The following is a 15,531-nucleotide window of genomic DNA, read 5'->3' as shown; positions in this document are numbered from 1 at the left end:
TTGTTATGATTCAAAGAGACTTTACATCATTCTGCCTGCCCATTCATGGGGAATTTGCTGCCGTGCGGCTATCAGGTTCGGAATGATTCTACAAACCCTCGATCTAACGCTCCAATATCCTGGCAAGCTACTGTGCCGTAACTTGAGCCTGACTGTTGGACCGGGCGAATGCTGGGCCATACTCGGCCAGAATGGTTGCGGCAAGACGACGTTGATACACGCGCTAGGGGGCTTGCGCCGCGTCGACAGGGAAAATGAGTCTTCCGTTATGGTGGCGGGGAAACCGCCACAAACCTGGCCCCGGCGCGAGCTTGCGCGTAATCTCGGCATCCTGTTGCAGGAAGAACCGGGTGAGTTCTGGGGCAGTGTATCCGAATACGTATTACTGGGACGCTATCCTCATGTCAAAAATATATTTGGCTGGGATGCCATTGACCAGGACATGGCGCTCCACGCCATTGAGCGCATGGAATTGACCAGCCTCGCCCACCGGCCGCTCATCACGCTTTCCGGTGGCGAGCGCCAACGCGCACGCATCGCTTTATTGCTCGCGCAGTCACCCATATGTTATTTGCTGGATGAACCGCTGCAACATCTGGATCTGCGCCACCAGCTTCTCGCCATGACGCTGTTTGGCGAACTGGCCAGGCAAGGTAGCGCGGTGGTGATGGTGCTGCACGATATCGGCTGGGCGAGCCGTTTCTGCGATCATGTTCTGATGCTGTTTGATGATGGCCACACTATTCGCGGAAGTTCGGAAGAGACACTCAACCAGTCCAATCTTGAAGCGCTTTACCAATGCAATATCAAGGAAATCGTTATGAACAATGGCCGCCATTTCGTACCGGAAACGATGCCGGGTGTATAATCCGCTCCTGATGCTTTTCAAATTTCGTAATGATCCGTAAATTTCTCCACCGCGTTTTTGGCCGCAAGGTATCCATTCCCGTTTCCGCCTCCCGCCCTCCCGCTGGAGTACACGTCATCTCGCGTAAGCAGCATGGCATTACGCGCGACCATATCAATCCCTGTGCGCTAAAAGTTACCTCGGGCTTGCAGGAAGCCGGGTACTCCGCTTTCGTCGTCGGCGGTGCGGCACGCGACTTGCTGCTGGGGCTGGACCCGAAGGATTTTGACATTGCCACGAATGCTACGCCTGAGGAAGTGCGTGCTATTTTCCGCCGCTCACGCATTATCGGCCGTCGTTTCCGCCTGGTGCACGTGATGTGCGGTGCCGAGACGGTGGAAGTCTCGACTTTCCGCGGCGACACGCAAGCCGGCGAGAACGATGGATCCCCAGCCAGCGTGCATGCTGACGAACATGGACGCCTGCTGCGGGACAATGTATTCGGCAGCCAGGAAGAGGACGCAAAGCGGCGCGATTTTACTGTCAACGCATTGTTTTTTGATCCCGTCCATGAAGAGATCTGGGATTACCTGAACGGCTATGAAGATATCCAGGCGAAGCGCTTGCGTATCATCGGTGATCCTTTGCGGCGGTACCGGGAAGACCCGGTACGAATGTTGCGGGCAGTCCGGCTCGCGGCCAAGCTGAATATGCAGATAGACGCGGACACCGCCGCGCCCATCGGCGACCTTGCTCCGCTGTTGCAGAACGTGCCACCTTCGCGCCTATTCGACGAAATGTTAAAGCTGCTGCTGTCCGGTCATGCCCTGGCCTGTGTGATCGATTTACGCACACGCGGCTTGCACCATGGTTTGCTGCCGATGCTGGACGTGATACTGGAACAACCGCTGGGTGAGCGCTTCATCACCCTCGCGCTCAAGAACACCGACGAACGCGTACAGCAGGAAAAGCCGGTATCTCCCGGCTTCCTGTTCGCGGCGCTGTTGTGGCACGAAGTGCTGGCGGCATGGAATAACCGGCAAACCGCGGGAGAAAAGATGATTCCCGCGTTGCACCAAGCAATGGATGATGTGCTGGCGGTGCAAAATAAGAAACTCGCGATTCCGCACCGTTACGATGCCATCATGAAGGAAATCTGGGCCATGCAGCCGCGTTTCACCGGCAGATCAGGCCGCAGGCCATTTCGTTTGCTGGAGCACCCTCGCTTCCGGGCCGCGTATGACTTTATGCTGCTCCGTTGCGAAAGTGGCGAGATAGACATGGAGCTGGGCAAGTGGTGGGAGGCATTCCAGCACGCCGGTTCCGGCGAACGCGAAGCCATGCTGCTCAAGGACGAAACGCAAAAGAAGCGGAAAAGAAGCCGTAGCCGCCACAAACCCGTACCCAGCGTGGCGGCAGAAGGCGGGATTGCCACGGACATGGTGGATTAGCTTAATGTCATTTATGGTATCACAGCCGGCCCACCAGGCTTTTATTGCGCTAGGCAGCAATCTGGATGATCCGGCGTCCCATGTACGGCAGGGCTTTGATGAGCTGGCGCGGCTTCCGGCATGCCGCCTGCTGAGACGCTCCGCGCTTTATCGCAGCGCGCCGGTGGGGTGGCTTGATCAGCCTGATTTCATCAATGCAGTGGCGCAAATCGAAACCGCTCTCGATCCGCACGGCCTGCTCCAGGGGCTACTCGAAATCGAGCACTCCCACGGGCGCGTGCGCAAATACCCCAACGGGCCGCGAACGCTCGATCTGGATATGCTGATGTATGACGACCTGCAATGCGACGAGCACGATCTGATCCTGCCTCATCCACGCATGCATCAGCGTGTATTCGTATTGCAACCGCTTCTCGAAATTGCGCCGGATTGCCGCCTTCCGGGACGTGGAACGGTTATCGAGTTGCTGGCCGCATGCACGGGGCAATGGGTGGAACGGGAATAAAATAAATGAAGCTGGAAAAATACCGCCACATTGCGATCGAGGGTCCGATAGGCGTAGGCAAGACGAGTCTGGCGCAGCGCATGGCAGATCATCTGAATGGCACCCTGCTGTTGGAAAAACCCGGTGAAAATCCATTTCTTGAAAAGTTTTACGGCGACATTTCCCGCTATGCCCTGCCAACGCAATTATTTTTTCTGTTCCAGCGAACGAATCAATTGCAGAGCTTTGCGCAAATGGACATGTTTACCCGGGTAATGGTAAGCGACTTCCTGCTCGACAAAGACCCGCTGTTTGCCAGGCTCACGCTGAGCGATGCCGAGTATGAGCTGTACCAGCAAATTTATCGTCACTTGCAACCCCAGGCGTCGCCGCCCGACCTGGTGATTTACTTACAAGCTTCTCCCGCCACACTGATTGAACGGGTGAAGCGGCGCGGCAATGCGTTCGAGAAGAACATCTCTCAGGAATATCTATGGCGGCTGGCTGAAAGTTATACTCGCTTCTTTTATCAATATGAGGATGCGCCGGTCATGATGATCAATAGCGAAAATCTCAATTTTGTCGATAGCCAAGAAGATTTCGATCTATTGCTGCAGCAACTCGAGCAGATGCGCAGTCCCCGGGAATATTTCAATCGTGGAATCTAGGAGTCCATTCATGCGTACCACACAAGGTGCTTTACAGAAAATGCGTGACGATGGCGAGAAAATTGCCATCCTCACCTGTTACGATGCAAGCTTTGCGGCACTGCTGGAAAATGCCGGGGTCGATATCCTGCTAGTGGGCGATTCACTGGGCAATGTTCTGCAGGGGGAAGAGACTACCCTCCCCGTCACCTTGGATGACATGATCTATCACACGCGCTGTGTGGCACGCGGGTCAAGCAAAGCGTTCATCATGGCAGACATGCCGTTCGGTACGTCTCAGGTGGCGCCGGAAGATACTTTTGAGAATGCCGCCGAACTCATGGCCGCAGGCGCCAATATGGTCAAGATCGAAGGCGGCAGCATCATGGCGGAAACGGTTGAATTCCTGACCCGGCGCGGTATCCCGGTTTGCGCTCATATCGGTTTGACACCTCAATCGGTGAATCAACTGGGCGGCTACACGGTGCAAGGCAAAACAGATCACCAGGCAAAGCAATTACTGGACGACGCAGTTGCGCTGGAAAAGGCGGGAGCGGGTATGTTGCTGATGGAAGTTGTTCCCGCTGCGCTCGCCAAGAAAGTTACCAGGAAACTTTCCATCCCTACCATCGGCATTGGCGCCGGCATAGATTGTTCGGCACAGGTACTGGTGCTTTATGACATGCTGGGTATTTATTCCGGCAGGAAAGCCCGATTTATGAGGAATTTCATGATCGGTGCAGGCAGCATCCAGGAGGCGTTGGCAAATTACGTCAAATCAGTCAAAACCGGGGAGTTTCCGACACCTGAGCACGCATTCTGAATTGCGGATAGAGAGTGGAAATCATCACCGGGATTTCATCCTTGCGCAGCCGCCTCAGGCATGAATCTTCCATTGCCTTCGTTCCCACCATGGGCGGGCTGCATGAAGGCCATCTGTCGCTGATCCGTATCGCACAACAAGAAGCGGACTGCGTGGTGGCGAGCATTTTTGTCAACCGCCTGCAATTTGCACCGGCAGAAGATTTTGACCAGTATCCCCGTACTCTGGCGGATGACTGCGAATTATTGAAGGCGCAAGGCACTCATGTATTATTCGCGCCGGGTGAAAAAAGCCTCTATCCCGTGCGACAGGAGTTCATGCTGGAACCTCCGCCCATAGCGAATACGCTGGAAGGCGAATTTCGTCCCGGATTTTTCCGCGGAGTTGCAACAATCGTACTGAAACTTTTCAATATCGTGCAACCTCATGTAGCGGTTTTCGGAAAAAAAGATTACCAGCAGTTGCATATCATGCGTGAACTGGTACGGCAATTCAATGTGCCTCTGGAAATTATAGGGGGTGAAACCGTGCGCGCATCGGATAACCTGGCGTTGAGCTCCCGTAATCGCTATCTGTCTAACGAGGAACGTGTCGAAGCACTACGGCTTTATCGAGTTTTATCGCAAATCAAATGGGAAATAGAGAACGGCAATAGAAATTTTCGTGGGTTGCGGCAAAACGCAAAAGAAGACCTCGATGCTCATGGCTGGAAAACGGATTACATCGCGGTGCGGCAACGCGATACGCTGAATCCGGCCCGAGAGGATGATGGCGATATGGTGGTGCTGGGTGCTGCACGGCTGGGTAAAACCCGGTTAATAGATAACCTGGAGATATCGGTATGAATCGGAACCGGGGCTAATGGAAGACTGGTAAAACGACATGACATGTCGTCCTTGCCGGGCTGGAAATTGACCCTGAACCGGCACCCCCTATCAGGCAGGGATCGCTTCCAGGACAGCGCGCGATACCCTGCCGCCACAACTTAAGAAACCGGCATCCGGAACCGACTGGCGCCCGAACAACATTGGCATCGCTCGTCGCGCGCCCGATCAAACTCTCTGTTAGCTCGCCCTGATGGATGGTGGAGGTTGATGATAGAAGGGAGAGGAATATCCCCAAGTCATAATGGGCTCACATCCTCACGAGCGGTCCACGCTCGCCTCTACCCAAACCCAAGCCCCGGAGAGCTCCCATCCCGGCCCCGGCGGCGACCCAATCGGAAAGCGTGGCTTCGTCCGCTGCCGAAGTGACGGGACGACTGGACTCCACAATGCCCTATCACTTTGTTACATCCCTTGTCTGCCCGCGATTCGAGATGGCCTGCCACTCCATTTCTGATGGATCCAATCAGGATAGGGAATCAGAACATCATTCCTATACAACATATTGATATTATTTCCAGTTTTATCCGTCGCTATTTGGCGACACAAACTATCAATTTGTTATCAATCACTTATATTACTTCATTGATTTAGCGTTGCTGAGCAGCAACAGTAATGGGCGACTGTCTTTCACCTTATATATTAATCGACTGTTTTATATAACAATTAATCCTGGCATGATAAATGCTTTATCTCTTGAAGGATGTCGCTCGAATCAATGATGCACCAAGTGCCGGAATCCTGGCAATGAAGCCCTGAATTTGCGATTCATAACATTCAATCTCATAACCTTCAATCCACGGGGGCGATCAATGGGATAAATGGAAATATCGTACCAAAGACACTTTGCACTCATATTGATCCGGCGCAGTTGACTGACTGTCCGGATCGATCTTTAGCCTGTCTCAGTAGCGTCATGGTCGAAGGATTGACTTTGGCAAAACAGCAATAACATATGGAGGTACTTTCATTATGTTTCCACTGCAAAGCCCTAAGCAAAACCGGATTCTTGCGGCCCTGCCTGCGGAAGATTACGCGAGACTTCTACCGTATCTTGAACCCGCACTCATGTCGTTGGGACAAGTGGTTTATGAACCTGGCACTTTGATTAATCATTTGTATTTTCCGGCCACCAGCATCCTTGCGCCTGTGTACGGCGTGGAAAATGGGACTTCGGTGCGGCTTGCAATCATTGGCAACGAGGGGCTTACCGGTGTTTCGACTCTCCTGGGGGGTGGCGGCATGCCCGGCGGGGTTGTGGTACAGAGCGCGGGCAACGCTTATCGAATCAAGGCGGATATCCTGAAAAAAGAATTCGACTCACGCGGCAAATTTCAACGCCTGGTGTTGCATTACACCCAGGCCCTGATTACTCAGACCGCGCAGAATGCGGTATGCAACCGGCACCATAATATAGAGCAACAGCTGGGCCGCTTCCTTCTGATGAGCCTGGATCGATTGTCGGGCAACGAGTTGCAAATGACGCATGAGCAGATAGCGATCATGCTGGGTGTCCGCCGGGAAAGCGTGACCCAGGCGGCGCTTAAGCTGCAAACGATCGGAGCAATTCAATACAGCCGCGGTCATATCACCGTTCTGGATCGCGAAGAGCTGGAAGGTTGCGTATGCGAATGTTATGCGGTGGTGAACAATGAATACGAGCGCCTGTTACCATATCGCCCGCTTTCCGATCCCGCGCCTGCAGCCGCTAAACGCCGCGTCAGCAAAGAACTCTGGACTGTAAACTGAGGAGAACCCCGGACTATCCAGCAAAAGCCAGATTCGCCCTCCCCCTGATCCTGGTTTGAGCTGTGTAGTCCGGCTTGGCCGCTTAAACGAATCCCATTCTCCATTTCACGCCCTCATGAGTTCCCTGAGAACGTAAGGTAATATACCGCCGTGCATGTAATAGTCTACCTCGATTGCCGTATCGATCCTGCTTAATAAATCGATTTCGCGGCGCGAACCATCATTGCCATGAATCACCAATGTCACCCCTTGTTGCGGACGAATAACATCCAGACCCAGAAGGTCGAATTGCTCATCGCCTTTGATACCCAGTGATTGAGCGCTGACATTTTCCTTGAATTGCAATGGCAATACACCCATGCCAACAAGATTACTCCGGTGTATACGCTCAAAGCTGCGGGCGATTACTGCCTTGACACCGAGTAGCTGGGTTCCTTTCGCGGCCCAGTCACGGCTCGAGCCAGCGCCGTATTCCTCTCCTCCAAATACCACCGTCGGCACGCCATCAGAAATATACTCCATGGCGGCATCATAAATACTCATTTGCCGGCCATCCGGCTGATGCAGGGTGATGCCCCCTTCACTGCCGGGGATCACCAGGTTCTTGATCCGTACATTGGCAAAAGTGCCGCGCATCATCACATCATGATTGCCGCGGCGCGCCCCGTAGCTATTGAAATCGGCCTTCGAAACGCCGCTTGCAAGCAAGTATTGGCCTGCGGGTGAGGTATCCTTAATGGAGCCGGCGGGACTGATGTGATCGGTGGTTACAGAATCGCCGAATATGCCCAGCACACGCGCATTGCGTATACCGCCAGGTTGCCCCGGCTGCATGGAGAAATCCTGGAAAAACGGCGGCTCGGCAATATAAGTGGATTTCGGCCAGTCATATACCTGCCCCGAAACCGATGAGATATCGTTCCATAATGGATGATCCTTGGTGAGATTACTGTAGAGGCGGCGAAACGTTTCCGCGTTGGCAGCAAATTTCATCAGCCCATGAATTTCGTCCTCACTCGGCCAGACGTCACCGAGCCAGACAGGCTTGCCGTCCTTGCCAAGGCCCAGCGGCTCGGTCATCAAATCCTTGAGCATGGTGCCCGCTATGGCGTATGCCACCACCAGCGGCGGAGATGCAAGAAAGTTGGCGCGAATACTGGGGTGAATTCGTGCCTCGAAGTTGCGATTGCCCGAGAGTACTGCGGCACACACTAGATCATTTGTCACCACAGCTTCCTCGATCGGCTCCGACAAGGGCCCCGAGTTGCCGATACAGGTTGTGCAGCCATAGCCTGCCAGATTAAAGCCAAGTTTCTCAAGATATGGCAGCAGACCGGTAGCGCTGAGATATTCCGTCACCACGCGTGATCCGGGAGCAAGCGACGTCTTGATATGTCGCTTCACTGTCAGCCCTTTTTCCACCGCCTTCTTTGCCAGCAGCCCGGCGGCAATCAGCACGCTGGGGTTCGAGGTGTTCGTACATGATGTGATGGCTGCGATCAGAATATCGCCGTGACCAAGATTAAACGGGGCTTCCGGTATACATAATGGCGCTGCTTCCATTGCCAGTATCGGACGGTTGTCGACCATCTCCGTAATATTCCTTTCGGTGCCCGGTCGCACCGCATGTCGGCTTGAGCTGCCAGTGATGGCTCCCATGTCGTTATGGCGGTCATCGCAGCCGCGCACTGGATAACTTTGACTCAGATCCGTTGCCTTTCTGCCATAACCACCTTCCATAATGGCCTGGGCGAAAAGTTCGATGAATCTGGATTTGATATTGCCGATCTCGATACGGTCCTGTGGGCGCCTCGGTCCGGCCAGCGAGGGCGCGACTGTGCCCAGATCAAGCTCCAGTTCACGCGTGTAATCGATGTCCCCCCTGCGGGGAATCCCATACAGTCCCTGGGCCTTGAAGTAGGATTGAAGCATGGTGACTTCCTCTTCACTACGCCCCGTACCCCTGAAATACTCGATGGTGGCATCATCCACCGGAAAGAAACCCATGGTGGCGCCATATTCAGGCGCCATGTTGGCGATCGTGGCGCGATCGGGTACCCGCAGCGATGCGGTGCCTTCACCAAAAAATTCGACAAACTTGCCCACCACGTTGGCCTTGCGCAACATCTCGGTAACAGTGAGCACCAGATCGGTGGCGGTAACACCGCCACGCAACTGGCCCGTCAGATTCACCCCCACCACGTCCGGCGTAAGAAAGTAAACCGGCTGCCCCAGCATTCCGGCTTCCGCTTCGATCCCGCCAACACCCCACCCAACCACACCAATGCCATTGATCATGGTGGTATGCGAATCGGTGCCAACCAGTGTATCCGGATACACCACGCCGTCTTTCTGGTGCACGCCGCGGGCAAGATATTCCAGATTCACCTGATGCACAATACCGATTCCGGGGGGGACCACCTTGAATGTATCAAATGCCTGCATACCCCATTTTATGAACTGGTAGCGCTCATTATTGCGATGGAATTCAATTTCCATGTTGAGATTGAGCGCTTGCTTATCACCGTAGTAGTCGACCTGCACCGAGTGGTCAACCACCAGATCGACCGGCACCAGCGGTTCAACGAGCTTGGGATCCTTGCCCATCTTTTTTGCCACGCTGCGCATCGCCGCCAGATCCACGAGGAGCGGAACGCCGGTAAAATCCTGCAATACGATCCGGGACACAACGAAGGGAATCTCACTCGTCCGCGCGGCGTCGGGCTGCCAGTTAGCCAATTGCCGCACGTGGGCTTCGGTGATTTTCTTGCCGTCACAATTGCGCAAGACTGATTCCAGCACGATCCGAATGGAAACCGGCAACCGCGAAATCCTGCCCACACCCGATGTTTCCAGGGCGGAGAGAGAATAGAACTTTGCTTTCTTGCCGGCGGCAAGAGGAAACACTTTTCGCGTATTGAACAGGTTATGCGTCATGATGATACTCCTTCAAAATAGTGCTCCATATCGCGAAAATTAAAAACCATAACGACGGGGAAGATCATTGCCACGATCACACCAGGGTCTCTGAAAAACTCCCTGCCCCCCTTCAACCTCTTCTCAATTGAAGAGGCATTCAATATTTTTATATTTGCTTTTCAATTTTAAATTTTAATGGGATCGATATTCTGAAATATCAGCTTCGATTACGTTCTCGGAAAAATGCTGGTAGGCACTCCCGATCCGCTTGGCCATTGAGTCGGGGAAAAGATGGAAATTTCCCGCTTTCAATGCGGTGACGATACCCTCGCCGACAAGCGAGGCAGGCTCGGCAATCCCGCCCAAACCCGCGGCATCACTCATGTCAGTCGCAATAAGACCGGGATGTACGCTCAGAACCACCGTACCCTGCTGATCCAGCAAATCACGCAGCGCCTGCGTGATGGAGTAGGCAGCAGCTTTGGAAGCGGAATGCGTTGCAAAGCTGGAAGCGCACTTCAGCGACGCAATCGAATTAAGTTGCACAAACGCCCCGCCCCCATTTCTCTCGAGAACGGGGGCAAAGGCTTGCGCCATGCGGATAAGGCCCAATACATTGATTTCCATTCCTCGCTCAAGCGAATTGATAGCATCGCCATCCATCGGGGTTGAAGCGATAAAGACGCCTGCGTTATTGACCACCACCTGGACGTCCCTCGCTGTCTCCGCGGCGGCCATGATAGTTTCGGGTTTGGTCAGGTCCAGTTGAACCGGAACCACCCTGTCGCCATAGCGGGCGACAATCGGAATAACGGAGTTCAAATTGCGAACCGCAGCGTAGATTTTTGCCGCGCCATTATGCAAAAAAGCGGCAAGTATTGCCTTGCCTATTCCGCGATTTGCGCCCGTGACAAGAGCTATCTTGCCCTTTACGTCATAGTGTTTCTTCACCTTCATTCTTTAATGCGAATTGGGTTAAGTGTCTTAATTGACTGAATGTGTCTGTTTAGCATGATCGCTTCACCTCGACAGGCGAGTAGCTGTATTTTCCTGTCGCAAATTTCCTGCTTCAAATTAAATGCCCATGATCCCTCCTCAGCCTGGCGCCTATACAGGATGAGTAATCGCAGTCATCAAAACTCCACACAAAACGACCTATCAAGCCATGACCTGGATCTCGGCCGGATTGCGCTTGGCAAGATATAAAAGCGCAATGCTGGATCGCCATAAACTGTGCAGAGGCTATTAAATCATGACTTCCAAAAGTGACGTACGCATTGAAGTTATCATCGTAGCATTCACAGGAATCGACTTCCATGCTTATCTGACTGCTGGCACGACTAAACAACGCGCAAATCCGAAAAATCATATAATATGAAAAAAGAACGGCTGCTGCCGCGCAACGTGGCCATCTTGCGCAAATGCGCCTTGTCACCGCTATTTCGGGCTTGCGCGTTCCATCCGATGGATTACCTTATAGCGAGCATTGTTTATGGCCCCCACGCTGGCTCTGTTGCATGGTTTTCTTGGTTTTTCGCGTCGCGGACCGATCGAGTACTTTCGCGGCGTTGAACATGCGTTGCGCCGGGTGCATATTACTCCTCTCATACCGGAAGTGCCGCCTGCCGGCACTATAGTCGAACGTGCGGAAGCGCTCGCGCAGCAGCTTTTCTGCAATGACGCCCCGGCCTTTGCGTTGCTGGCGCACAGCATGGGAGGCCTGGATGCCCGTCACCTGATTACCCATCTTGACCCGGACCGGCGTGTGAAAAGTCTGCTTACCATTGCCACGCCACATCATGGCACACCGCTGGCAATATGGATACTCGAATCAGGCGGACTGATTCCAGCCTGGATCCGGCACCTCGGCCATCCCGGTTTGAATGAATTGACTCCCCAAGCCCGTTCCGCCGCACCGATCCCGGATCGCTCCGACGTCGTCTACTCATCCTATGCAGGCCATCGCCCACTTGATGAACAGCCATTCTGGCTACGATACTTTGGACGGGCAATTCCACAGGCCAACGATGGCCTGGTGCCGGTTGAATCGGCAAAATGGGGAGAATTCCGCGGCGTCCTGCGCACAGATCACATCGAATTGCTCGGGTGGAGCCTCGATCTGCCGAACAGGCGGACCGGCCGACCTTTCGACCATCTTGATTTCTGGACCCGGACCGCTATCGAAGCCATAGCCACGGCCGCAGGCAAATCAAGCTGAAGGAGGATATACATGGATCAGACCGAGGGAAACAAGTGGAGCATGCCGTGGTACGACTGGCTGGTGTTTCTGGTGCCGACACTTCTTATCGTGGGTCTTGGGCTGGAATCCGCCTTGGGACCCGACGACGTCAAGTACCATGATTTCCGCGCCGTGGCGCACTGGTTTGACCCAGTATTTTTTCAATATAACCTGATCATGGCGCTTCTGGCCGTCCTGGTCGTGCCATCTCTCGCCTTAACCTATATACAGAGCATGACCAACCGCAAAGAGCGGCAGCTCCAGCGCGAAGTCCCGGCTGAGCGCCGTAGCGAAATCCGCAGAAGGATGGGGCACCGGGCTTCCTTCAGCACCTATCGGGGTAGTGTCTGGCTGACCACCACCATTGTGCTGCTCGGCATTTGCATCCTGTTGCTGTTCAAACCTGTTCCCTCGGCGGACGGAGGCGTGGACTTCAGTCTGGGTGCAAATATGTTGACCATGGGGCCTTTCGCCGAACTATTCGGGAAAAATCCGGAGGCGTATTATTCCCATCTCGTCCGCAATCTGACCGCTTTCCAGTACGGTTTCCTCGGTGCCTATATTTATTTCATCGGCTCGGTTACCCGCGCATACTTCACGCTGGATCTGACCTCTCACACTTTCGTCGATGGCGCCATCCGCATGATCGTCGCGAGCATACTGGCGCTGGTTCTTTCTTTCGTCTTCAACTTCACTTTTCCTGAAGACTCCAGACCCGCTGCGGCGCGAGTTGCCACATCCGCCAATAATAATGCCGCTGAATCTTCATCCACCGCTGACGCCCCGCCCGCCAATAAAGACTTGAAAGACAACCCGGATGAAACAGGTTCAGCGATACCCGCAAGCCTTAGCCTGCTTCCTGTTTTGAGCTTTTTCTTTGGCTTTTATCCAAAACGGGCCGCACTGGCCATTGAGCGCGTTGTGCTCAAAGTGATGAGGAACATTCCCGGCGACAATTACCGTGCGTTGCCGCTTTCCATGCTCGCCGGGATGAGTTACGCCCATGAATTGAGACTGGAGCGGGAAGGTTTTGATAACATTGAGAATCTCTGCAATGCCGATGCTGTGGATCTGGCCGTGCGTACCTGCTTCACCTACAATCAGTTAAGGCAATGGATAGATCAGGCCTGGCTTGCAGCGCACCTGCGCGAGGATTATCCGGATTTTGCCCGGCGCACCGGTATTGGCAGTAGCGACGAGTTGCGGCATTTTCTGTCCGCCTGTGAGTCTGCGCACGTGGATGGGGTGGAACAACTCGTATCAGGTTTATCGATGGACCCCGCGGCAGTTCCGTCGTGGAAGGTAAAACTCACGGCACTTAAAATATTGCTCGATGTAAATACCGCTCAGGGAGAAAACGCTGCCAGTTCAGATACGAAAGTGCGTGAATCAGACTAAGATTTCCCTCACTTGCCGGAAACGCATTCGAGGATGAAACATCCGGCTTAAATCACAAACATGTCAATAAATTCGTTGACGGGTGTTGCTTCCAGTCTCGGCTGGTCAAGACAGAGGTTAATGATCGTACTTTGTTGCCTGGCTGGAAACCGGCGCGCGAGATTGGCTCTGAATTTTTCTTCGAGTAGCGGAATGCCTTTATTGCGGCGAAACTTATGCCCAATGGGATATTCCACCACGACCTCATCCAGTTTGCCGCCATCCTTGAATTCCACCGTAACACCATTGGCGATGGAACGTTTTTCAGGATCGTGATAATCCTGCGTGAATCGCGGGTCTTCGACACAGATGATTCTAGCGCGCATCTTATCGATGCGCGGGTCAGCCGCCACGGCATCCTCATAATCGGCAGCGGTAAGCCGCCCGAAAATCAGCGATACCGCAACGATATACTGGATGCAATGATCCCGGTCGGCTGGATTGTTGAGTGGCCCCTTCTTATCGATGATGCGGATCGCCGCCTCATGTGTCCGAATGGTGATCTTCCCGATCTCGTCGATCCGCTCACTGATGCGCGGATGCAACTGCATCGCACACTCCGCCGCTGTCTGCGCGTGGAATTCGGCAGGGAATGAAATCTTGAACAATATGTTTTCCATCACGTATGACCCCCACTGTTTAATGGGCCGCTGAAACCGGAATGGCTGGCTCTTGAACAGCACGTCGTAAAATCCCCAGGTTTTAGCGGTGAGTGCCGAGGGATAACCCATTTCGCCTTTATGCGTAATCAACGCGAGCCAGACCGCGCGACTGGTGGCGTCTCCCGCAGCCCAGGATTTGCGTGAACCGGTATTGGGCGCATGGCGATAGGTGCGCAGCGATTGTCCATCCACCCACGCCTGCGAAAGGGCATCGATAATCTGATCGCGGCCGCCACCGAGCAAATGCGTCACCACTGCAGCGGAAGCCACTTTCACCAGCACTACGTGATCCAGCCCCACCTTGTTGAAGCTGTTTTCCAATGCCAGGCAGCCCTGGATTTCATGTGCCTTGATCATGGCGGTCAGCACGTCGCGCATCGTGAACGGTTTTTTTCCAGCAGCCACCGCGTTGCGCGCACACCAGTCCGCCACAGCAAGTATGCCACCCAGATTATCCGACGGATGCCCCCATTCGGCGGCAAGCCAGGTATCGTTGAAATCAAGCCAGCGGATCAGGGTGCCAATATTGAATGCAGCCTGCACCGGATCAAGCTGAAATCGGGTGCCGGGAACTCTCGCTCCATTGGGCACAGTCGTACCCGGAACAAGCGGTCCAAGCAATTTGGTACAGGCTGGATAAGTAAGCGCTTCCATCGCACAACCAATCGAGTCCATCAGGCAGTTGCGCGCGGTATCGTAAGCCAGGCCACCTTGAATCTCGCGATTGGCGACATAATCGGCAATGTCCACCAGCACGTGATCGGGCTGGGGGCGAATATTGGAGATATGGTATGACATAGTCACATATTATAGGGTCAGCCATCCAGCAGCGAACATCGTCTTTCCCGCAAAAGCGGGAATCCATTGATCTTCCTGAATAGATAAGCGGCAGGCAATCTCAATATTCCGAGCCGTTGATGACCGCACCGTGTCTGCCTATCCACGTTGAGCCTTCATCCGGTGCTCGCCTGAACGCACCTTTCGATTATATCTCCTGTAGTGTCGTCATTCTCATGACGGAAGAGCGCGCCTTCCGACGCCGGCCCACTGCCCTTCGTCCACCATACCAGTCATAATCTGTTCTTCACTGAATCGCTTCATCATGGTTCGCTCCTTTTCCAAGAATCGGACTCTACTATCTCATGAAGCTAATACGTGGGGCAGGTCATGGCAGCTATCACGTTGTGGAATACGATCTACCTGGAGAAAGCGATTGAAGCGCTGCGCCAGCACAAAAGTGTCGATGAAGCGCTTTTGCCCCATGTTTCACCGTTGGGATGGGAACACATCAATCTGACCGGAGACTATGTATGGCATGCCAACAAGCGGGTGACGAAGGGCAAATTCCGGCCCTTACGGCCAGTCATAACACTGGCTATTCCGGCTTGA

Annotated in this window: 12 protein-coding genes and 1 pseudogene; 10 read left to right on the top strand and 3 right to left on the bottom strand. The window is 53.9% G+C overall.

What is annotated here, in order from left to right:
* The first annotated feature begins 82 nt into the window (after positions 1 to 82).
* The 7 genes from EBAPG3_RS06640 to EBAPG3_RS06610 all read left to right on the top strand — a co-directional run bounded on the left by EBAPG3_RS06640 (position 83) and on the right by EBAPG3_RS06610 (position 6,885).
* The gene (locus EBAPG3_RS06640) at positions 83 to 868 is read left to right on the top strand and encodes an ABC transporter ATP-binding protein (RefSeq protein ID WP_004175691.1); all 786 of its coding nucleotides are present in this window, start codon (positions 83 to 85) and stop codon (positions 866 to 868) included.
* A gap of 29 nt (positions 869 to 897) precedes the next feature.
* Positions 898 to 2,298, top strand: coding sequence for a polynucleotide adenylyltransferase PcnB (pcnB, locus tag EBAPG3_RS06635; protein WP_004175692.1), 1,401 nt, complete (start codon positions 898 to 900; stop codon positions 2,296 to 2,298).
* Between the two features lie 4 nt (positions 2,299 to 2,302).
* Positions 2,303 to 2,803 (top strand): 2-amino-4-hydroxy-6-hydroxymethyldihydropteridine diphosphokinase, encoded by a 501-nt coding sequence (folK, locus tag EBAPG3_RS06630; RefSeq protein WP_004175693.1) that lies wholly within the window; start codon positions 2,303 to 2,305, stop codon positions 2,801 to 2,803.
* A 5-nt stretch (positions 2,804 to 2,808) separates the two neighbouring features.
* A complete protein-coding gene (locus tag EBAPG3_RS06625; RefSeq protein ID WP_004175694.1) occupies positions 2,809 to 3,450 on the top strand; it encodes a deoxynucleoside kinase in 642 nt (213 codons plus the stop codon).
* 10 nt (positions 3,451 to 3,460) lie between these two features.
* Positions 3,461 to 4,252 (top strand): 3-methyl-2-oxobutanoate hydroxymethyltransferase, encoded by a 792-nt coding sequence (gene panB / locus EBAPG3_RS06620; RefSeq protein ID WP_004175695.1) that lies wholly within the window; start codon positions 3,461 to 3,463, stop codon positions 4,250 to 4,252.
* Between the two features lie 14 nt (positions 4,253 to 4,266).
* Positions 4,267 to 5,097 carry a pantoate--beta-alanine ligase gene (gene panC / locus EBAPG3_RS06615; protein WP_040851564.1) on the top strand — a complete coding sequence of 277 codons (831 nt, stop codon included), beginning with the start codon at positions 4,267 to 4,269 and terminating at the stop codon, positions 5,095 to 5,097.
* Between the two features lie 1,011 nt (positions 5,098 to 6,108).
* Positions 6,109 to 6,885 carry a Crp/Fnr family transcriptional regulator gene (locus EBAPG3_RS06610; protein ID WP_004175699.1) on the top strand — a complete coding sequence of 259 codons (777 nt, stop codon included), beginning with the start codon at positions 6,109 to 6,111 and terminating at the stop codon, positions 6,883 to 6,885.
* A gap of 105 nt (positions 6,886 to 6,990) precedes the next feature.
* Here the strand turns inward: EBAPG3_RS06610 and EBAPG3_RS06605 are convergent, their stop codons facing one another.
* Entirely contained in the window at positions 6,991 to 9,822 is a 2,832-nt protein-coding gene (locus EBAPG3_RS06605; protein ID WP_004175700.1) for an aconitate hydratase, read from the bottom strand.
* A 174-nt stretch (positions 9,823 to 9,996) separates the two neighbouring features.
* On the bottom strand, positions 9,997 to 10,761 hold the full coding sequence (locus EBAPG3_RS06600; RefSeq protein WP_004175703.1) for an SDR family oxidoreductase: 765 nt from the start codon (positions 10,759 to 10,761) through the stop codon (positions 9,997 to 9,999).
* Positions 10,762 to 11,296: 535 nt separating this feature from the next.
* Between EBAPG3_RS06600 and EBAPG3_RS06595 the strand changes: the two genes are divergently transcribed.
* Positions 11,297 to 12,022, top strand: coding sequence for an esterase/lipase family protein (locus EBAPG3_RS06595; RefSeq protein ID WP_004175707.1), 726 nt, complete (start codon positions 11,297 to 11,299; stop codon positions 12,020 to 12,022).
* Positions 12,023 to 12,034: 12 nt separating this feature from the next.
* Complete coding sequence (locus tag EBAPG3_RS06590) at positions 12,035 to 13,441, top strand: hypothetical protein (RefSeq protein WP_004175709.1); 1,407 nt, start codon at positions 12,035 to 12,037, stop codon at positions 13,439 to 13,441.
* A 47-nt stretch (positions 13,442 to 13,488) separates the two neighbouring features.
* Here EBAPG3_RS06590 and EBAPG3_RS06585 read toward each other — a convergent pair whose 3' ends face one another.
* Positions 13,489 to 14,940: a bifunctional 2-methylcitrate dehydratase/aconitate hydratase gene (locus EBAPG3_RS06585; RefSeq protein ID WP_004175716.1), complete on the bottom strand. Its 1,452-nt coding sequence runs from the start codon at positions 14,938 to 14,940 to the stop codon at positions 13,489 to 13,491.
* A gap of 366 nt (positions 14,941 to 15,306) precedes the next feature.
* Here EBAPG3_RS06585 and EBAPG3_RS06580 point away from each other — a divergent pair.
* Positions 15,307 to 15,531: pseudogene (locus tag EBAPG3_RS06580) on the top strand (Tn3 family transposase); the annotation flags it as partial.

Origin of the sequence: Nitrosospira lacus (assembly GCF_000355765.4) — a bacterium.
Classification (GTDB): Bacteria; Pseudomonadota; Gammaproteobacteria; order Burkholderiales; family Nitrosomonadaceae; genus Nitrosospira; species Nitrosospira lacus.
Note: the sequence above shows the minus strand (reverse complement) of the source record. Positions and strands in the feature narration are given on the sequence as shown.